This is a genomic window from Pseudoalteromonas sp. D15MCD-2, from assembly GCF_038562745.1.
Taxonomy (GTDB): Bacteria; Pseudomonadota; Gammaproteobacteria; order Enterobacterales; family Alteromonadaceae; genus Pseudoalteromonas.
In genome coordinates this window covers 1,329,956-1,347,614 of sequence record NZ_JBCFQE010000001.1, presented here as the reverse complement: position 1 = coordinate 1,347,614, position 17,659 = coordinate 1,329,956, and the positions used below count along the sequence as shown (strand labels likewise).

Genomic DNA, 17,659 nt, shown 5'->3' with positions numbered 1-17,659 from the left:
ATTATTCATCGCCCATCGCAGCAAGTAAGTCAGCTTGGTGTTCTTGCATTAGAGGTTCGATAACACTTCCTAAATCACCGGCAACCACTTCATTCAAACGATAAAGTGTTAAATTAATACGGTGATCGGTAATACGACCTTGCGGGTAGTTATAAGTACGAATACGCTCAGAGCGGTCACCACTACCTACTAAGTTACGACGTTCTGACGCTTCAGCCGCTTGACGCTTTTCATCTTCAGCTTGTTGTAAACGTGCACCTAGTACAGACATCGCTTTGGCACGGTTTTTATGCTGTGAACGCTCATCCTGACACTCTACAACCACACCCGTTGGAATGTGTGTAATACGGATTGCTGAGTCAGTTTTATTTACGTGCTGACCACCGGCACCCGATGCACGGAAGGTATCGACTTTAATATCAGCAGGGTTAATTTCAATTGCTTCCGCTTCAGGAATTTCTGCCATAACGGCTACAGTACAAGCTGAAGTATGAACACGGCCTTGCGATTCTGTCTCTGGAACACGTTGTACACGGTGCGCACCTGATTCAAACTTAAGCTGACCATACACGCCTTCGCCAGAGATATGCGCAATGACTTCTTTATAACCGCCGTGCTCACCTTCGTTAGTACTTACTACTTCTACTTTCCACTTTTTAGTTTCAGCGTAGCGGCTGTACATACGGAATAAGTCACCTGCGAAAATAGCAGCTTCATCACCACCGGTACCGGCACGAACCTCTAAATAAACGTTATTATTGTCTTTAGGGTCTTTTGGTAACATTAGAATTTGGATTTCATCTTCTAATGCAATAATTTGTGCTTTTGCTTCTTTGTATTCTTCTTGCGCCATTTCACGCATATCAGGATCAGAGTCTTTTAACATTTCTTCAGCTGTAGCAACATCATCTTGTGCTTGTTGGTACGCTAAAAATGCTTTTACGATTTCTTCTAATTCTGAGTATTCTTTAGATAAGGCACGAAAGCGATTTTGGTCGCTGATCACAGAGGGGTCGCTTAGTAGCGCTTGCACTTCCTCATAACGCTCAACTAAGGTTTCTAATTTTCTATAAACAGACTCTTTCATTTAACGACTATTCCTGATCAATACCTAACATTTTCTTTAATTGGCTTAACTCCGCTGCTTCACCTTTTTTAGCAGCATCTTGAATGGCACGGGTAGGTGCGTGCATCAAGCGGTTGGTCAGTTTGTTTGCCAACTCGAGTATTACTTTTTCTGCCTCTTTACCTGCTTGTAGCTGGCCAAGGGCTTTTTCGACAAGTTCTGACTTTATATCTTGTACATCGTTGCGATAATGGCGAATAAGATCCACCGAATCGAGTGAACGCAACCACATAGCAAATTCATCGGTACGTGAGCGAATAATAGCTTGCGCTTGCTCCGCAGCCTGCTCACGGGCGGCGATATTCTCGCTTACTATGGCTTGTAAGTCATCAACTGAATACAAATAGGCAGCATCTAATTCGCCTACTTGGCTTTCGATATCACGCGGTACCGCAATATCGATAAATAACATTGGTTTGTGGCGGCGCTTTTTCAACGCCTGTTCTACCACCCCTTTACCAATAATAGGCAAGGTACTGGCGGTTGAACTAATAACAATATCGGCGTCGTGTAAACGCTCAGGTAACTGGGCAAGTGCAATCACATCCGCGTTAACTTCACTGGCTAAGGTTTTAGCGCGTTCAATAGTACGGTTTGCCACCGTTATTTTTTGCGGATCGTTTTGGTATAAGTGCTTAGCAACTAATTCAATCGTCTCACCTGCACCAATTAGCAGTACATTGGTTTTATCTAGTTTACCGTAAATATGTTTCGCAAGATTTACCGCAGCATACGCAACAGATACGGCGCTGGCACCGATGTCAGTTTCGGTACGAACTTGTTTTGCCACAGAAAATGTTTTTTGAAACAAGCGGTCAAAGGTTACACCAATGGCATCGTGAGTTTTTGCATTATGGTAGGCTTGTTTTATTTGCCCTAAAATTTGCGGCTCGCCGAGTACTAACGAATCTAGACCACAAGACACCCGCATTAAGTGATTAATTGCTTCGTGATCTTCATGATAATAGATATTATTGCTCAGTTCTTGTTCATCCAAACCATGGAAACTGGCTAACCAGCGCAACAAGGTTTGGGAATTACGCTCGGCAAGGCTACAATAGATTTCAGTTCGGTTGCAGGTCGAAACGATAACCGCTTCATTAAAATGCGCATGACCACTTAATTGCTGTAACGCCTCAGACATTTGCTCAGGCGAAAACGCGACTTTTTCGCGTAATTCTACGGATGCGGTTTTGTGATTTATACCAAGTGCTACGATGGTCATATGTACCAAATATTGCTAAGCCCAGCTGTAAAGGCATTAATTTTACCAAAAATCAGCGGAATATGGAAAGTAAGGAACGACATTTGATTAAACAATATTTGATTTTATTCATGTTTTTTTTATTTATCGGCGGTTGTGCGCAAAAAATTTCAACTGTTGATTACATTTATCCTGACTGGAAAAGCCGATTAGAACAACAAGCTCAATGGCAAGTGCAAGGCAAAATGGCATTTATTAGTACAAAGCAGCGCCAGTCAGCCAATTTAAATTGGCAACATGATGAGCAATACAGTGACATGGTACTTACCAGTTTTATTGGTACCCGCATTTTGTCTTTAAAACAAAATGCACAAGGTGCTGAACTTGAGTATGACGACAATGTGTATACCGACCGTGATGCCCCAATGTTGTTATATCGTTTAACCGGTTTTTCAATCCCATTAGATAATGCCGCAAAATGGCTAAAAGGCACCGTCGAGAACGACCAAGCAAGCTATGATGAGCAAGGCCGTTTAAAAAGTCTTATTTGGCAAGCTCACAATGGTCAACAGTGGCAAATAACCTATTCAGACTACATCAAACAAGATGGTTATTGGCTTCCTGTTAAGCTAAGCCTTAAAAACAATAAAATTCGTATTAAAATTCAACTTAATGATTGGCAGTTAAATTAATCATGACACACGCTTCAACCGCCCCGCTAACTTTAATAGCACCTGCAAAACTTAATTTATTCCTTCATATAAATGGTCGCCGTGAAGATGGCTACCATGAACTCGAAACCTTATTTACCTTTTTAGAGTTTGGTGATGACTTAACATTTACTGTCAACAACGAGCCAGGTATTTCTGTAACCGGTGATACAAACGGTATTGAGCTTGCAGATAACCTTATATATAAAGCAGCCCGTTTATTACAACAACACTGTAATTGCCAACAAGGCGCTTCAATAAAGCTATTAAAACGTTTGCCAATGGGCGGTGGTGTAGGCGGCGGCTCATCTGATGCCGCCACTACCCTACTTGCTCTTAATAAACTATGGGGCTGTGATTTATCACTTACAGAATTAGCAGAGCTTGGGGTGAAATTAGGCGCTGATGTACCGGTATTTATAAATGGTCACACTGCCATTGCGCATGGGATTGGCGAGCAACTAGAAAATGTTGAATTACCGCAAAGTTGGTTCTGTGTGGTGCATCCAGGGCAGCATGTGAGCACCGCGAAAATTTTTACCCACCCAGATTTAAAGCGCGACACACCTAAGCTAAAAGCAGACTGGCAAACAGAAAATTTAGGCAATGATTGTGAGGCTTTAGTTAAAAAGCTCTGCCCCGAGGTTGAAAAAGCCCTGCAGTGGTTGCTAAAATACGCCCCGTCAAAGATGACTGGTACAGGCGCTTGCTGCTTTGCTGAGTTTTCAACCGAGGCACAAGCACAACAAGTTTTAGCTCAATTACCAGAAAAATGGACAGGTTTTGTTGCAAGTAGTGCTACACTTTCTCCTGCTCATACAGCATTAAATGCTCACTTTGAAATGAAGTAACGTACAAGTAAATGTTAACCTGCTTTGGTGCCTACCATAGCCTGTTAGTCCCAAAATTCAGTGCCTGAGGAACCCTACCGTGCCTGACATGAAGCTCTTCGCTGGTAACGCAACACCTGAGCTAGCTCAAAAAGTTGCAAAACGTTTGTATATTGAATTAGGCGATGCTGTTGTTGGCCGTTTTAGTGACGGTGAGATCAGTGTTCAAATTAATGAAAATGTTCGTGGCTCTGACGTTTTCATTGTCCAATCAACCTGTAACCCTACTAACGATAACTTAATGGAGCTTATCGTTATGGTTGATGCCCTACGTCGTGCGTCTGCTGGACGTATTACAGCCGTTATCCCTTACTTTGGTTATTCACGTCAAGACCGCCGCGTGCGTTCTGCTCGTGTACCAATTACAGCTAAAGTAGTTGCAGATTTCCTTTCAAGTGTTGGTGTTGACCGCGTTCTAACGGTTGATTTACACGCTGAACAAATCCAAGGTTTCTTCGACGTACCAGTTGATAACGTATTTGGTAGCCCAGTTCTACTTGAAGATATGAAAGAACGCGACTTCGATGACGTTGTTGTTGTTTCTCCTGATATCGGTGGTGTTGTTCGTGCTCGTGCAATCGCTAAGCTATTAAACGACACAGACCTTGCAATTATCGACAAGCGTCGTCCACAAGCAAACGTTTCACAAGTAATGCACATTATTGGTGACGTTGAAGGTCGTGACTGTATCATCGTTGATGACATGATCGATACCGGTGGCACTTTATGTAAAGCAGCAGCAGCGCTTAAAGAACACGGTGCAAAACGCGTATTTGCTTACGCTACTCACCCAGTACTTTCAGGTAATGCAGCTGAGAACATTCGTAACTCAGTCATTGACGAAGTTATCGTAACTGACTCAATCACACTATCTGATGAGCTTAAAGCAATTGATAAAATCAAAGTGCTTACACTTGCAGATATGCTTGCTGAAACAATCCGTCGTATCAGCAACGAAGAATCTATTTCAGCGATGTTTGAACACTAATCAACATTACTGCAATACTAAAAAAAGCACCGTCTAGGTGCTTTTTTTGTAGTCGTTATTTATTTTCCCCGAAAGGGGTGGTATGATAGCGCGCCTTTTGGCTGGGGACCTTGGTCGCAAAGGCCCTAAGACTATTAATTATTGGAGACATTATGTCAACTTACACATACAATGCAGAATTACGTACAGAAACAGGTACTGGTGCGAGCCGCCGCCTACGCCGTGAAGATAAAGTTCCTGCAATCCTTTACGGTGCTGACAAAGAAGCTGCATCAATCGTTCTTGCACACAAAGATATGATCAAAGCGCAAGAAGACGAAGGTTTCTACACGCACATCCTTACTTTAAACATCGGTGGCGAGTCAGTTGAAGCTATCCTTAAAGATATTCAACGTCACCCGTACAAGCCTAAGATCACTCACTTAGACTTCCAACGTGTAGATGCTACTCACAAACTTCACACTAAAGTGCCTGTACACTTCATCGGTGAAGAGAAAGTAACTAAAGCTGGTAACACTGTTGTTCACCAATTAACTGAAATCGAAATCACGTGTCTTCCTAAAGCACTTCCTGAGTTCGTTGAAGTTAACGTTTCAGATTTAGTAGCTGGTGATTCAATCCACCTTTCTGACCTTAAACTTCCTTCAGGTGTTTCATCTGTTGAGCTAACTAAAGGCGCTGATCACGATCAGTCAGTTGTTACTGTTAAAGCTAACAAAGCAGCTCCAGCTGAAGAAGAAGCTTCAGAAGACGCTGCAGAATAATTTTTAAGGTGTAAACACCTTGAATTCTATTCAAATGCTTGTGGGCCTGGCTAATCCAGGCCCCGAATACGCAAACACACGCCATAATGCAGGTGCTTGGTTCATCGAAGAACTGGCTGCACGTTATAACTGCACACTCAAACATGATCCTAAATATCACGGCCTCACCGGCAAAGTGATTATTCAAGGCCAAGAATTTAAATTACTGATCCCTACAACTTATATGAATTTAAGTGGTAAGGCGGTGAGTAGTCTCGCTAATTTCTTTAAAATCCCTGTTGAGAACATTCTCGTTGCTCATGACGAAATGGACTTAGATCCTGGGATTGCAAAACTTAAAAAAGGTGGCGGCCACGGCGGTCACAATGGTTTAAAAGATATTATTGCGAAAATGGCAAACCAAAAAGATTTCATGCGCCTTCGCATAGGCATTGGTCATCCAGGCCACCGAGAATTGGTAACAGGCTGGGTGCTAGGTAAAGCCGCGAAAGACGATCAAGAAAAAATGGATGCCGCCGTTGACGAAGCAGTTCGTTGTATGGAAATACTTGCAAAAGATGGTGTGTTAAAAGCACAAAACAGACTACATTCATTTAAACCTTAATCCGTTTTAATGAAATTACACAAGGTATCTTACTATGGGTTTTAAATGTGGCATCGTTGGTTTGCCAAACGTTGGTAAATCAACTCTATTTAATGCACTAACTAAAGCGGGTATTGAAGCCGCTAACTTCCCTTTCTGTACCATTGAGCCTAACACGGGTGTGGTACCGGTTCCTGATGCGCGCTTGAATGATTTAGCCGCTATCGTAAATCCTCAGCGTATTTTACCAACGACGATGGAATTCGTTGATATTGCCGGTCTAGTAAAAGGCGCATCGAAAGGTGAAGGTTTAGGTAACCAATTCCTAGCAAACATTCGTGAAACAGATGCGATTGGTCACGTTGTTCGTTGTTTTGAAGACGAAAACATTGTTCACGTTGCTGGCACAATTGACCCTGCTGATGATATCGATGTAATTAACACTGAATTAGTACTTGCTGATATGGACAGTGCTGATAAAGCGATTGTTCGTAATGCTAAAAAAGCAAAAGGCGGCGACAAAGACGCTAAAGAGCAAAATGCTGTTTTAGAAAAAGTAAAAGTACACTTAGATGAAGGTTTAACGTTACGTTCTTTAGAACTAACAAAAGAAGAAAAAGCAGCAATTAAGCCACTTAACTTCTTAACAATCAAACCTACCATGTACATTGCGAACGTGGCAGAAGATGGTTTTGAAAATAACCCTTACCTAGACAAAGTACGTGAAATTGCCGCTGCAGAAGACGCAGTTGTTATTCCAGTATGTGCAGCGATTGAATCTGAGTTATCTGAACTTGAAGAAGAAGATAAACTAGAATTTATGGCTGACCTAGGTTTAGAAGAACCAGGTCTTAACTTAGTGATCCGTGGTGGTTACGAGTTACTTAAATTACAAACCTACTTCACTGCTGGCGTTAAAGAAGTACGTGCATGGACAATCCCAGTAGGTGCGACTGCACCACAAGCTGCGGGTAAAATCCACACTGACTTTGAGCGTGGCTTTATCCGTGCACAAACTATCGCATTTGACGACTACATTGAGTTTAAAGGCGAAAGCGGTGCTAAAGAAGCTGGTAAGATGCGTCAAGAAGGTAAAGAATACATCGTTAAAGACGGCGATGTGATGAACTTCTTATTTAACGTATAAGCATATTCGTTCATTCGATTACAAAAGGCTCGTTATTACGAGCCTTTTTTATTGCCTAAATATTCCTAAAACATTAAAGCATGGTGAGTAATACCTCTGCTTGTTCTTTTTAGTGATGTACGGTGTTATTTATGCTTAACAGTAAATCGTATTAATAAATACGTCGAAAGCAAATGAGTGATAACAACTGTCAATTAGAGGGGATTTAAAAACTCGCTAGCAATTTTGCGACCTATTGACTGCTCGATTAGCAAATTGTGGGTATTTTAGAAGTAAAAACTAGGCCGATTAATCGCAAATTTGCCTGTATAAAATCATTCGCTTTTCATTTTTTGCAGTTAAACACGTTAAAAAAACACACTTACTAATTTTGAAACTTGATTTTTGTATAAAAATCAAGCAACTTTAAATGTGCGTTTTAAAACTCTTATTATGCATTTGGGAATTAAACTAATAAATTGCAGTCAAAAAAACAGCAATTTAAATGAAATTTCGCCACTTAGCTTAATTTTAATGCAAACAAACACTGATAAGCATTTTTTTGCAAAAAAGGTGTTGACGGATTTAGGTCATATCAGCATAATACGCCCCGCACTCAGCGATGAAGTGCTAACAAAAAAGATGGCTAAGTAGCTCAGTTGGTTAGAGCACATCACTCATAATGATGGGGTCACAGGTTCAAATCCCGTCTTAGCCACCATTCTTTTTGTTGCTCAATGAAGAGTTTAAAATAACTACCAGTACTTTAAGTACGAATGATGCGGGAGTGGCGGAATTGGTAGACGCGCTGGATTTAGGTTCCAGTAACTTCGGTTGTGAGAGTTCAAGTCTCTCCTTCCGCACCATGTTCTTGATAAGAACTCAAACTATCAAGCTTTTGTTGGGATATCGCCAAGCGGTAAGGCAGCAGGTTTTGATCCTGCCATTCCCAGGTTCAAATCCTGGTATCCCAGCCACGATGGCTAAGTAGCTCAGTTGGTTAGAGCACATCACTCATAATGATGGGGTCACAGGTTCAAATCCCGTCTTAGCCACCATTCTTCTTTTAGAATGGCTCTGCAGGAGTTAAAGCTGCACTCAATGAAGAGTTTAAAATAACTACCAGTACTTTTAGTACGAATGATGCGGGAGTGGCGGAATTGGTAGACGCGCTGGATTTAGGTTCCAGTAACTTCGGTTGTGAGAGTTCAAGTCTCTCCTTCCGCACCATGTTCTTGATAAGAACCAAAACTATCAATTTATTCTTTGTTGGGATATCGCCAAGCGGTAAGGCAGCAGGTTTTGATCCTGCCATTCCCAGGTTCAAATCCTGGTATCCCAGCCACTTTCTCTACCAAGAGAGTGAATAAGATAACTCACGCTAAGAGTTTAAATTAGCAAACACTTTGATGCGGGAGTGGCGGAATTGGTAGACGCGCTGGATTTAGGTTCCAGTAACTTCGGTTGTGAGAGTTCAAGTCTCTCCTTCCGCACCATGTTCTTGATAAGAACCAAAACTATCAACTTATTCTTTGTTGGGATATCGCCAAGCGGTAAGGCAGCAGGTTTTGATCCTGCCATTCCCAGGTTCAAATCCTGGTATCCCAGCCACTTTCTCTACCAAGAGAGTGAATAAGAAAACTCACGCTAAGAGTTTAAATTAGCAAACACTTTGATGCGGGAGTGGCGGAATTGGCTGGTGTCTTGATTAGACGCAGGATTTAGGTTCCATTACTATACACTTGCATCACACAATGTGCGGGAGTGGCGGAATTGGTAGACGCGCTGGATTTAGGTTCCAGTAACTTCGGTTGTGAGAGTTCAAGTCTCTCCTTCCGCACCATGTTCTTAAGTAGAACTAAAACTCTTCAAGTTTAGCGTTGGGATATCGCCAAGCGGTAAGGCAGCAGGTTTTGATCCTGCCATTCCCAGGTTCAAATCCTGGTATCCCAGCCAACTACTTACTTCCCTTTCAAGTTTCAAGTTTCAAGTTTCAAGTTTCAAGTTTCAAGTTTCTCAAAGTATATTCGGTAATTTTTAGCACAATTAGCACAAAAAAAACGGGCTAATTTTCATTACCCCGCTTCTTTATCTTTTGTACAATTAATTTTTTACGATTAACTTAATGTCCCGCTAATCGCATACTTTAAAACCCAGTTCTTTGCAGGGCCTGTGTTATTAGCAAGCTTTAAAAACTTACTGCGCACCCAGCTCAGTGGTTTAATCTCGTTTGAAAAACCAAAATAACATGCATCCATCATACTCATCATTAGTAAATTAGCGTGGCGGCGTTTTTTCTCGTAGCGTTTTAATAACGCTTGCTGACCAACATCAGGTTGATCTGCCAAAATATCTGCCAGTGCTACAACATCTTGAAACCCTAGGTTCACACCTTGCCCTGCGAGCGGGTTAATTGTGTGCGCCGAATCACCCACCAAAACTAAACGTCCGTGCGAGTAATCATTGGCATGTTGGCGTGCAAGTGGAAAAACAGCATGCTCAAGTAATTCAAAGTCACCCGGTAGTTCAGGAAAATGGTCAATGAACTTTGCTTTGAGTTGCTCATTCGACAATTTTTGCCACTGCTTTAAAACTGCAGCATCGTGATAACAAATTAAATTAGCATAAGGCGCCTGCATCGGTAGAAACGCCACAGGCCCGGTTGGCGTAAATTGTTGCCACGTTTTTACCTGCTGTGGGGCATCTAATTTGATTAACACGCCCATGCAATGCTGGCCATATTGCCAACCCGTTACACCTAAACCAGCTTTAGTTCGCAATTGTGACTGTCCACCATCTGCAGCAACAACTAAATCAGCGGTATATTGAGTATCGCCATAATGTAAGGTGATTGAATCAGCCGTTTGAGTAATATCCGTGATGGCAGATAACTGCTCTATCACTTCGATGTTGTACTTGGCGAATTGCTGCCAAAGACTTGCTTGAATTAAATTATTTTCGATTAAATGACCTAAATGCGTTTCGCCAATCTCATGGCTATCAAACAATAAATTCTCGCCTTGTTGCTGGTAGGCCTCTAATTGTTGATAGGGTGCGATACGATTTTGTCTTAGTAACGGCATTGCACCAAGCTCATCAAGTAAATTCTCTGAAAAACGATTAATAGCCGAAATGCGAATATCTACCTTATCTGAGCTTAAAATTTGATCAGCATCGATAAGGTGCTTTTCAATAACGGTGACATCCCTACCCTGCTTGGCCAGTTTTACAGCAGTAGCAGCACCTACCATGCCGCCACCGACAACAATTACCTTATTTTTATTCATTTAATATTCGCTCATTTGGCTATTTAAATACGGGATAAATTGTAACGTAATTCAATATTGCGTGTCAGTGCATTTACTGCTTATGAATTTCAAAACAGTGACTTGTTTGATTTCACACCACAAAGATAAAAACTATACTTGGATCTGTGCGGGTATCCAGCTAAAATACGCGTCCTTTAAGTCGGCATACTTGCCACTTAATCCTGTTTCTAACACATTTTTGTGTCACTACCGAATTGAAAACGAGGCTATATTTCAATGAGTAAAAAGCTGCATATTAAAACCTGGGGTTGTCAGATGAACGAGTACGACTCTCAGAAAATGGCTGATCTACTAGATGCGACTAACGGCTATCAGTTAACTGAAGAAGCTGAAGACGCTGACGTGATCTTACTCAATACCTGTTCAATCCGTGAAAAGGCACAAGAGAAAGTATTCCATCAGCTTGGCCGTTGGAAACTATTAAAAGACGACAAACCTGAGTTAATCATTGGTGTTGGTGGCTGTGTTGCATCGCAAGAAGGTGACTCAATTCGTCAACGTGCGCCGTTTGTTGACGTAATCTTTGGCCCGCAAACATTACACCGCTTACCTGAAATGATTAAGCAAGTGCAAAGTGGCGACAGCAGCTCGGTAGTTGACGTTTCATTCCCTGAGATTGAAAAGTTCGATCGTTTACCTGAGCCAAAAGCGGAAGGCCCTACTGCGTTTGTATCAATTATGGAAGGTTGTTCTAAATACTGTACATTCTGCGTAGTTCCTTATACGCGTGGTGAAGAAGTAAGCCGCCCACTTGATGACGTCTTACTTGAAGTTGCCCAACTTGCAGAGCAAGGTGTTCGCGAAGTAAACCTACTTGGTCAAAACGTAAATGCGTATCGCGGTGAAACTCACGACGGTGAAATTTGTTACTTCTCTGACCTACTACGTTATGTCGCTGCGATTGACGGTATTGACCGTATTCGTTACACCACATCGCACCCTGTAGAATTTACGCCAGATATTATTGATGCGTATGCAGACGTACCTGAGCTTGTTGACCACCTACACTTACCAGTGCAAAGTGGTTCAGACCGTGTTCTTAACCTTATGAAGCGTGGTCACACTGCACTCGAGTACAAATCTACGATTCGTAAGTTACGTAAAATTCGCCCTAACCTAAGCATGTCTTCAGACTTCATCATTGGTTTCCCTGGCGAAAGTAAAGCGGACTTTGAAGCAACTATGAACCTTATCAATGATATTGGCTTTGATATGAGCTTTAGCTTCATCTACAGTGCGCGCCCTGGTACGCCTGCTGCTGATTTACCAGATGACGTAACAGAGCAAGAGAAAAAAGAACGTTTATACATTCTGCAAAACCGTATCACGCAAATGGCGCAGCAAATCAGCCGCCAAATGTTTGATACCGAACAGCGTATCCTAGTTGAAGGTCCTTCTAAGAAGAACCCAATGGAATTACGTGGCCGTACTGAGAACAACCGAGTGGTTAACTTTGAAGGCCCTCACTCAGTGATCGGTCAATTCGTTGATGTACGTATTACAGAAGCATTGCCAAACTCTTTACGTGGTGAATTAATTCGTACAGAATCAGAAATGAACTTACGCCGTGATGTGGCACCTTCAGCTATTTTAAATAAAGCTGCTGAAGCTGAGGCCGCTACGGCCCCTAACGAAATTGGCGTTGCTACTTTCGTACCTTAGGGTGACACTTGGTGCAGGCACAGCCTGCACCCATCAATAGGAAGCAATTTTGAGTAATCAGTTAAAAACATTAGAGATTTATTTAGAACCCGCCGACAACAAACGCCTTTCATCTTTATGTGGTCCGTTTGACGAAAACATTAAGCAAATTGAACGCCGCCTTGGCGTTGAGATTGCACACCGTGATAATTTCTTCAGAGTAACCGGTAAACTGCACCTTGCAGCTGCGGCTGTTGAGATACTAAAAAACCTCTATATTGAAACTCAACCTATTCGCGGCCTGATTGGCGAGATTGAACCTGAAGCCGTACATTTGGCAATTAGCGAATCAAATGCGCTAGAGCAAGATGAAAACCCAGGTGTATATGGCAAAGACATGGTGATTAAAACTCGCCGTGGCGTTATTAAACCGCGCAATGATAATCAAGGCGTGTATGTTGCAAATATTTTGCATCACGATATTACCTTTGGTATTGGCCCTGCTGGTACAGGTAAAACTTATTTAGCGGTTGCTGCAGCCGTTGATGCCTTAGAGCGTCAAGAAATTCGCCGTATTTTGTTAACTCGTCCTGCGGTTGAAGCAGGTGAAAAGCTAGGCTTTTTACCGGGTGACTTAAGCCAAAAAATCGACCCGTATTTACGCCCTTTATATGATGCATTATTTGAAATGCTGGGTTTTGAACGAGTTGAAAAGCTAATTGAGAAAAATGTGATTGAAGTCGCGCCCCTTGCCTATATGCGTGGTCGTACGCTTAATGACGCGTTTATTATTCTCGATGAAAGCCAAAATACCACAGCAGAACAAATGAAAATGTTCTTAACCCGTATTGGTTTTAATTCAAAAGCGGTGATCACGGGTGATATTACACAAGTCGATTTACCGCGCGGTGCCCGCTCAGGCCTACGTCATGCCATCGAAGTATTAAACGGTGTCGATGAAATTAGCTTTAACTTCTTCCAATCACACGATGTGGTTCGCCACCCGGTTGTTGCTCGTATCGTTGAAGCTTATGAGCGAAACGATGAAGCAGAATGTTTAAAACGTGCAGAGAAGCAACGTCTGAAAGAAGCACAAGCAAACCAACAAGAAGCAAACTCGTGACCGAATTAGATTTACAAATAGCCTGTGAGTTTGACGACTTACCAAGCTTTGAACAATTCCAGCTATGGGCTGACAAAGCCCTTAGCAACTACCGTGAAGATGCAGAGCTGACTATAGTGATCAGTGATGAAGCACAAAGCCAGCAGCTCAACAATGATTACCGCGGCAAAGATAAACCGACTAATGTCTTATCTTTTCCATTTGAAGCACCACCGGGCATTGAGTTACCTTTAGTAGGTGATTTAATCATTTGCCCGGCTATTGTTTTAGCCGAATCAATTGAGCAAGAAAAAACTTTTCACGACCATTTTGCCCATATGGTTATCCATGGATGCTTGCATTTACTTGGATTTGACCATATAAAGGACGAAGATGCACTTGAAATGGAAAGCATTGAAAAGCAATTACTTGCCGATCTGAACATCGCTGACCCATATCGAGACGATATTTAAATTAACGGAGCAATTAGACGCAATGAGCGACGACAACTCGCAAACTAGCCAGGGTTCTTCTGGCAAAACGTGGCTGGGCCGCATAGCCCAAATGTTGCAAGGGGAACCCCAGAATAGAGAAGAGCTGGTAGAAGTAATTGCCGATGCGCAAGAACGCGACCTTATCGACCCTGAAACCAAAGATATGATTGAAGGGGTGCTAGGTGTATCAGAGCTAAAAGTGCGGGACATCATGATCCCACGCTCGCAAATGGTAACCTTAGAGGTTGATACACCATTAGAAGAGCTATTACCTATGATGGTTGATTCAACACATTCACGTTTTCCTGTGGTATGTGAAGACAAAGACCATGTTGAAGGTATTTTATTAGCAAAAGATTTATTACCACTTATCATCAACAAAGATGAGCAACTGCCTTCTTTACGTGAATATTTGCGTCCTGCAGTTGTAGTGCCTGAAAGTAAACGTGTAGACACGCTGCTTAATGAGTTCCGTCAACAACGTTACCACATGGCGATTGTTATTGATGAGTATGGTGGTGTGTCTGGTCTTGTCACTATCGAAGATATCCTTGAAATCATCGTGGGTGAAATCGAAGACGAGCACGATGAAAGTGAAGACCTACAAGATATTCGCCAAGTTGCAAAACACGTTTACGCTGTGCAAGCGCTGACTGAAGTTGATGACTTTAATGAGTATTTTAAAACTGGTTACAGCACCTCAGATGCTGACACCATAGGTGGTATTGTTTTACATGCATTTGGCCACATGCCAAGCCGTGGTGAAACAATCGAGGTAGAAGGCTTACAATTTAAAGTCACTAACGCAGATAACCGCCGTATCTTACAATTGCAAGTCACCATTCCAAAGGCTGATGATAACGACAGTGAAGAAACTGCTAACTAACCTAAGTCACCTTGCAAAAGATAAAAAAGCCTGGCTCGCACTTATTGCGGGCCTCTTTTTAACCTTAAGTTACGCACCCTATAACCTATGGTTTATAACTTTTCTTTCCCTTGGTGCTCTACTCTACTGCATTAACCCTCTCGCAAACGGTAAATTAGCCGCTAAACAAAGTGCTAAATATGGCTTTATATTTGGTTTAGGTTGGTTTGGTGCAGGTATAAGCTGGGTGCATGTATCAATAGCGACCTTTGGTGGCATGCCATTAATCGCATCACTTTCGTTAATGGTGCTGCTTTGTGCTTATTTAGCCCTTTATCCTGCATTAGCTACTTGGCTGGCAACACGCCTTGCTAAAGGCCCATATAGCTTTATATGTTGGTTACTCGCCGCTATCGCAACCACAGAATACTTACGTGGCACATTGTTAACAGGCTTTCCGTGGCTGAGTTTTGGTTACACGCAAACAGACAGCCCACTTAATTTTTTAGCCCCGGTAATTGGCGAGTTTGGGATTACGCTTGTATGTATGTTAATTGCGTTTGCTTTATATCGCACAGCTTACAAAGATGGCAAACCACTTATCGCCTCTGTAGCCTTATTAGCTGGCTTATATACGATAGCAAGCAGCAGCCAGCTACACTACCAAGACAAAACCATTAAAACTGTACTGGTGCAGGGCAATATTAAGCAGCATCTTCGCTTTGAGCCGTCTGAGTTTTGGACGACTATGAGCAAATACCAAGATATGACTCGCTTACATTGGGATGCTGATTTAATTGTTTGGCCAGAAGCTGCGGTGCCGGAGCTTGAAGCTTTATCAACCGAGTATTTAACAGGCCTTGATAGTGCCGCAACCTTTAATGACACCGCGCTTATTACTGGTATCGTTGATTACCAATACGACACGCGTAACATTTTTAACACTTTAATAGTGCTTGGTAAAAAAGAACACGATGACAGTGAAGGCCACTATCAATATTTAGGTAAAAACCGCTATCAAAAGCATCAGTTATTACCTATTGGTGAATTTGTGCCGTTTCAGGACTTCTTGCGTCCAATTGCGCCACTGTTTGATTTACCTATGTCATCTTTCACTCGTGGCGATGAAGTGCAAAACAATTTACGCGCAAATGGCTTAAATATTTTACCGGCTATTTGCTATGAAATTGCTTTTTCTGAGTTGGTTCGCGGAAATTATCGCAGTGACTCCGACATTTTATTCACGGTGAGTAACGATGCGTGGTTCGGTGACTCACATGGCCCGCATCAGCACATGCAAATAGCGCGTATGCGCGCCCTAGAGTTACAGCGCCCACTAATTCGTGTTACTAATAATGGTATTAGCGCCGTTTACGACCCTATCGCTCAATCACAATTAGCTATGCCACAATTTAAAGCTGATGTACTTGAGGCCAATATCACTTTAATCAAAGGCGATAGTATCTATAGCCAATACGGCAATTGGCCGGTATGGGCGGTGGTGATGCTACTCAGTACTGTTGGTGTGCTTGCTAGGATTAAAAATAACAAATAAAAGTTTAGACAACAGTTAAAGAGTGGTAACTCCACTCTTTAACTTATAACGCTAGCATTGATAAGTGTATATTTTTTTATTTCCCTTCGTTTTGGTTTCCACAACTCGGCAGCTAACTCCTCCGTCTAGTGAGCTGGAGTATCTTTCAAACTTGGCGTGTTCATTTCTTTCGCTCTTAGCATTTGCGAATATAAAATCATGACCACTAATTTCGTCTTGGTTCAAAGGAATTGAGTTTTTAAATCCATCCCGCCCGCCTAAAATATTAAATGACTTAATTACTGGGTTTAGTGTTACGCTAACAAAACCATTTAGGCTTTTAGCCAAATCATCACTATAAAAGTTTATACGAACATATAGCTTTAACTTATTCATATTCGGAAATTTAATTGTTCCCTTAGTTGGTAATAATATTTTTGTTAAAGCTAATGTCTCACCCGCAAAATAAAAGTCATAAACATCATTTCTAAAATAACTGGCAAGCAAAAAGTCATAGGGACTTCCCTTGACTTCAATCCCCTTTCCTATCGGAGAATTATCATTTACATTGGAATTAGTATACTTAGGAGTCGATATATTACGTTGAGTACTTTGCGCATTTTTAAGCATACTCTTTTCAGAAGCACGCGTTATTACACGTACTAACTCTTTGCGGTATTCATAGAGAAGGTCTAAATCAAAAGCTTCATCATTACTAAGCTCAGACAAAGAAACACTAACTACTGGCTCACCATAACGATCTTCAATGTAGTTAGTATCATATTTTAATGCTGTTTCATTAATCATATCGACCACAATGACAGCTTTAGTATCAGAGTTAACGCTTAGCCTTGCAACCTTGTCTTTTTGACTTTGAGAGCAATTATTGCAGATTTCAACTTCTGCCTGACCAAAAGCAGGCAAGGATATTCCCGAAAAAATAATAAACAATAATATAAGTTTGTACATTCAAAAATCCTTTTATTAATGCAACTTTAAAATAACCAAAATACAAGAAACAACCTAATTTTCTGAAGGTTTTCTATGGGCTATAGAGGTTCATTTTAAAAAATGAGATGAGGCTTTACTACTTCAGTGCAAATAAAATACCCAAAAAAGGTACTGTAGAACATATATAGCGACCGAGCAATTTTGTCAACGCAAGATTAACTAGTTATTACACTGCAACGTGCATGTTCGAAAGAGCAAATTACTTTAAAAGTCTCAGCTACTTTACATTCAATAATGTTTGCATTGAGGTAAATCTGTTCAACTACTTTAGCAGGCAATTAAAAAAGGCTTC

16 protein-coding genes and 10 tRNA genes are annotated in these 17,659 nt (G+C 41.6%); 22 read left to right on the top strand and 4 right to left on the bottom strand.

Annotation, left to right across the window (positions count from 1 at the left end; translation table 11 throughout):
• Position 1: 1 nt before the first annotated feature.
• Together prfA and hemA are read right to left on the bottom strand one after the other, a co-directional pair.
• Positions 2 to 1,087 carry a peptide chain release factor 1 gene (gene prfA, locus AADY36_RS06020; protein ID WP_054551648.1) on the bottom strand — a complete coding sequence of 362 codons (1,086 nt, stop codon included), beginning with the start codon at positions 1,085 to 1,087 and terminating at the stop codon, positions 2 to 4.
• Positions 1,088 to 1,094: 7 nt separating this feature from the next.
• Positions 1,095 to 2,351, bottom strand: a complete 1,257-nt coding sequence (gene hemA / locus AADY36_RS06015; RefSeq protein WP_054561815.1) for a glutamyl-tRNA reductase — start codon at positions 2,349 to 2,351, stop codon at positions 1,095 to 1,097.
• 110 nt (positions 2,352 to 2,461) lie between these two features.
• Between hemA and lolB the strand changes: the two genes are divergently transcribed.
• The 17 genes from lolB to AADY36_RS05930 all read left to right on the top strand — a co-directional run bounded on the left by lolB (position 2,462) and on the right by AADY36_RS05930 (position 9,347).
• A complete protein-coding gene (lolB, locus tag AADY36_RS06010) occupies positions 2,462 to 3,022 on the top strand; it encodes a lipoprotein insertase outer membrane protein LolB (protein ID WP_342408659.1) in 561 nt (186 codons plus the stop codon).
• A gap of 2 nt (positions 3,023 to 3,024) precedes the next feature.
• The gene (gene ispE / locus AADY36_RS06005; protein ID WP_054561816.1) at positions 3,025 to 3,891 is read left to right on the top strand and encodes a 4-(cytidine 5'-diphospho)-2-C-methyl-D-erythritol kinase; all 867 of its coding nucleotides are present in this window, start codon (positions 3,025 to 3,027) and stop codon (positions 3,889 to 3,891) included.
• 79 nt (positions 3,892 to 3,970) lie between these two features.
• Entirely contained in the window at positions 3,971 to 4,918 is a 948-nt protein-coding gene (locus AADY36_RS06000; RefSeq protein ID WP_054551652.1) for a ribose-phosphate pyrophosphokinase, read from the top strand.
• 152 nt (positions 4,919 to 5,070) lie between these two features.
• Positions 5,071 to 5,682 (top strand): 50S ribosomal protein L25/general stress protein Ctc, encoded by a 612-nt coding sequence (locus AADY36_RS05995; RefSeq protein WP_054551653.1) that lies wholly within the window; start codon positions 5,071 to 5,073, stop codon positions 5,680 to 5,682.
• 19 nt (positions 5,683 to 5,701) lie between these two features.
• Entirely contained in the window at positions 5,702 to 6,286 is a 585-nt protein-coding gene (gene pth / locus AADY36_RS05990; protein WP_082401577.1) for an aminoacyl-tRNA hydrolase, read from the top strand.
• Positions 6,287 to 6,320: 34 nt separating this feature from the next.
• Positions 6,321 to 7,412, top strand: coding sequence for a redox-regulated ATPase YchF (gene ychF, locus AADY36_RS05985; RefSeq protein WP_055022130.1), 1,092 nt, complete (start codon positions 6,321 to 6,323; stop codon positions 7,410 to 7,412).
• Positions 7,413 to 7,796: 384 nt separating this feature from the next.
• Positions 7,797 to 8,045 (top strand): hypothetical protein, encoded by a 249-nt coding sequence (locus AADY36_RS05980; RefSeq protein ID WP_342408658.1) that lies wholly within the window; start codon positions 7,797 to 7,799, stop codon positions 8,043 to 8,045.
• Positions 8,036 to 8,112: transfer RNA gene (locus AADY36_RS05975), tRNA-Met, on the top strand. The genes AADY36_RS05980 and AADY36_RS05975 overlap by 10 nt, the downstream gene beginning before the upstream one ends.
• A 60-nt stretch (positions 8,113 to 8,172) precedes the next feature.
• Positions 8,173 to 8,257 (top strand) — tRNA-Leu (locus AADY36_RS05970).
• Positions 8,258 to 8,293: 36 nt separating this feature from the next.
• Positions 8,294 to 8,368 (top strand) — tRNA-Gln (locus tag AADY36_RS05965).
• A gap of 4 nt (positions 8,369 to 8,372) precedes the next feature.
• Positions 8,373 to 8,449: transfer RNA gene (locus AADY36_RS05960), tRNA-Met, on the top strand.
• An 87-nt stretch (positions 8,450 to 8,536) separates the two neighbouring features.
• Positions 8,537 to 8,621: transfer RNA gene (locus tag AADY36_RS05955), tRNA-Leu, on the top strand.
• 40 nt (positions 8,622 to 8,661) lie between these two features.
• Positions 8,662 to 8,736: transfer RNA gene (locus tag AADY36_RS05950), tRNA-Gln, on the top strand.
• A 66-nt stretch (positions 8,737 to 8,802) separates the two neighbouring features.
• Positions 8,803 to 8,887 (top strand) — tRNA-Leu (locus tag AADY36_RS05945).
• A gap of 40 nt (positions 8,888 to 8,927) precedes the next feature.
• Positions 8,928 to 9,002, top strand: a tRNA-Gln gene (locus tag AADY36_RS05940).
• 147 nt (positions 9,003 to 9,149) lie between these two features.
• Positions 9,150 to 9,234 (top strand) — tRNA-Leu (locus AADY36_RS05935).
• A gap of 38 nt (positions 9,235 to 9,272) precedes the next feature.
• A tRNA-Gln gene (locus tag AADY36_RS05930) sits at positions 9,273 to 9,347 on the top strand.
• A 161-nt stretch (positions 9,348 to 9,508) separates the two neighbouring features.
• Here AADY36_RS05930 and AADY36_RS05925 read toward each other — a convergent pair.
• The gene (locus AADY36_RS05925) at positions 9,509 to 10,678 is read right to left on the bottom strand and encodes an FAD-dependent oxidoreductase (RefSeq protein WP_342408657.1); all 1,170 of its coding nucleotides are present in this window, start codon (positions 10,676 to 10,678) and stop codon (positions 9,509 to 9,511) included.
• 258 nt (positions 10,679 to 10,936) lie between these two features.
• Here AADY36_RS05925 and miaB point away from each other — a divergent pair, with 258 nt between their 5' ends.
• Genes miaB through lnt form a run of 5 tightly spaced genes read left to right on the top strand, consistent with a single transcriptional unit; the run spans position 10,937 to position 16,377 of the window.
• Entirely contained in the window at positions 10,937 to 12,382 is a 1,446-nt protein-coding gene (gene miaB, locus AADY36_RS05920) for a tRNA (N6-isopentenyl adenosine(37)-C2)-methylthiotransferase MiaB (protein WP_054551657.1), read from the top strand.
• A gap of 49 nt (positions 12,383 to 12,431) precedes the next feature.
• Positions 12,432 to 13,484, top strand: a complete 1,053-nt coding sequence (locus tag AADY36_RS05915) for a PhoH family protein (protein ID WP_342408656.1) — start codon at positions 12,432 to 12,434, stop codon at positions 13,482 to 13,484.
• Positions 13,481 to 13,936, top strand: a complete 456-nt coding sequence (gene ybeY / locus AADY36_RS05910; RefSeq protein WP_054551659.1) for an rRNA maturation RNase YbeY — start codon at positions 13,481 to 13,483, stop codon at positions 13,934 to 13,936. The genes AADY36_RS05915 and ybeY overlap by 4 nt, the downstream gene beginning before the upstream one ends.
• Before the next feature lie 22 nt (positions 13,937 to 13,958).
• The gene (corC, locus tag AADY36_RS05905; protein ID WP_054551660.1) at positions 13,959 to 14,843 is read left to right on the top strand and encodes a CNNM family magnesium/cobalt transport protein CorC; all 885 of its coding nucleotides are present in this window, start codon (positions 13,959 to 13,961) and stop codon (positions 14,841 to 14,843) included.
• Positions 14,824 to 16,377 (top strand): apolipoprotein N-acyltransferase, encoded by a 1,554-nt coding sequence (lnt, locus tag AADY36_RS05900; RefSeq protein WP_342408655.1) that lies wholly within the window; start codon positions 14,824 to 14,826, stop codon positions 16,375 to 16,377. Before corC ends, lnt begins: the two co-directional genes overlap by 20 nt.
• A gap of 51 nt (positions 16,378 to 16,428) precedes the next feature.
• On the opposite strand, the gene AADY36_RS05895 is transcribed toward lnt, so the two are convergent.
• Positions 16,429 to 17,325, bottom strand: a complete 897-nt coding sequence (locus AADY36_RS05895) for a hypothetical protein (protein ID WP_342408654.1) — start codon at positions 17,323 to 17,325, stop codon at positions 16,429 to 16,431.
• Positions 17,326 to 17,659: the final 334 nt, after the last annotated feature.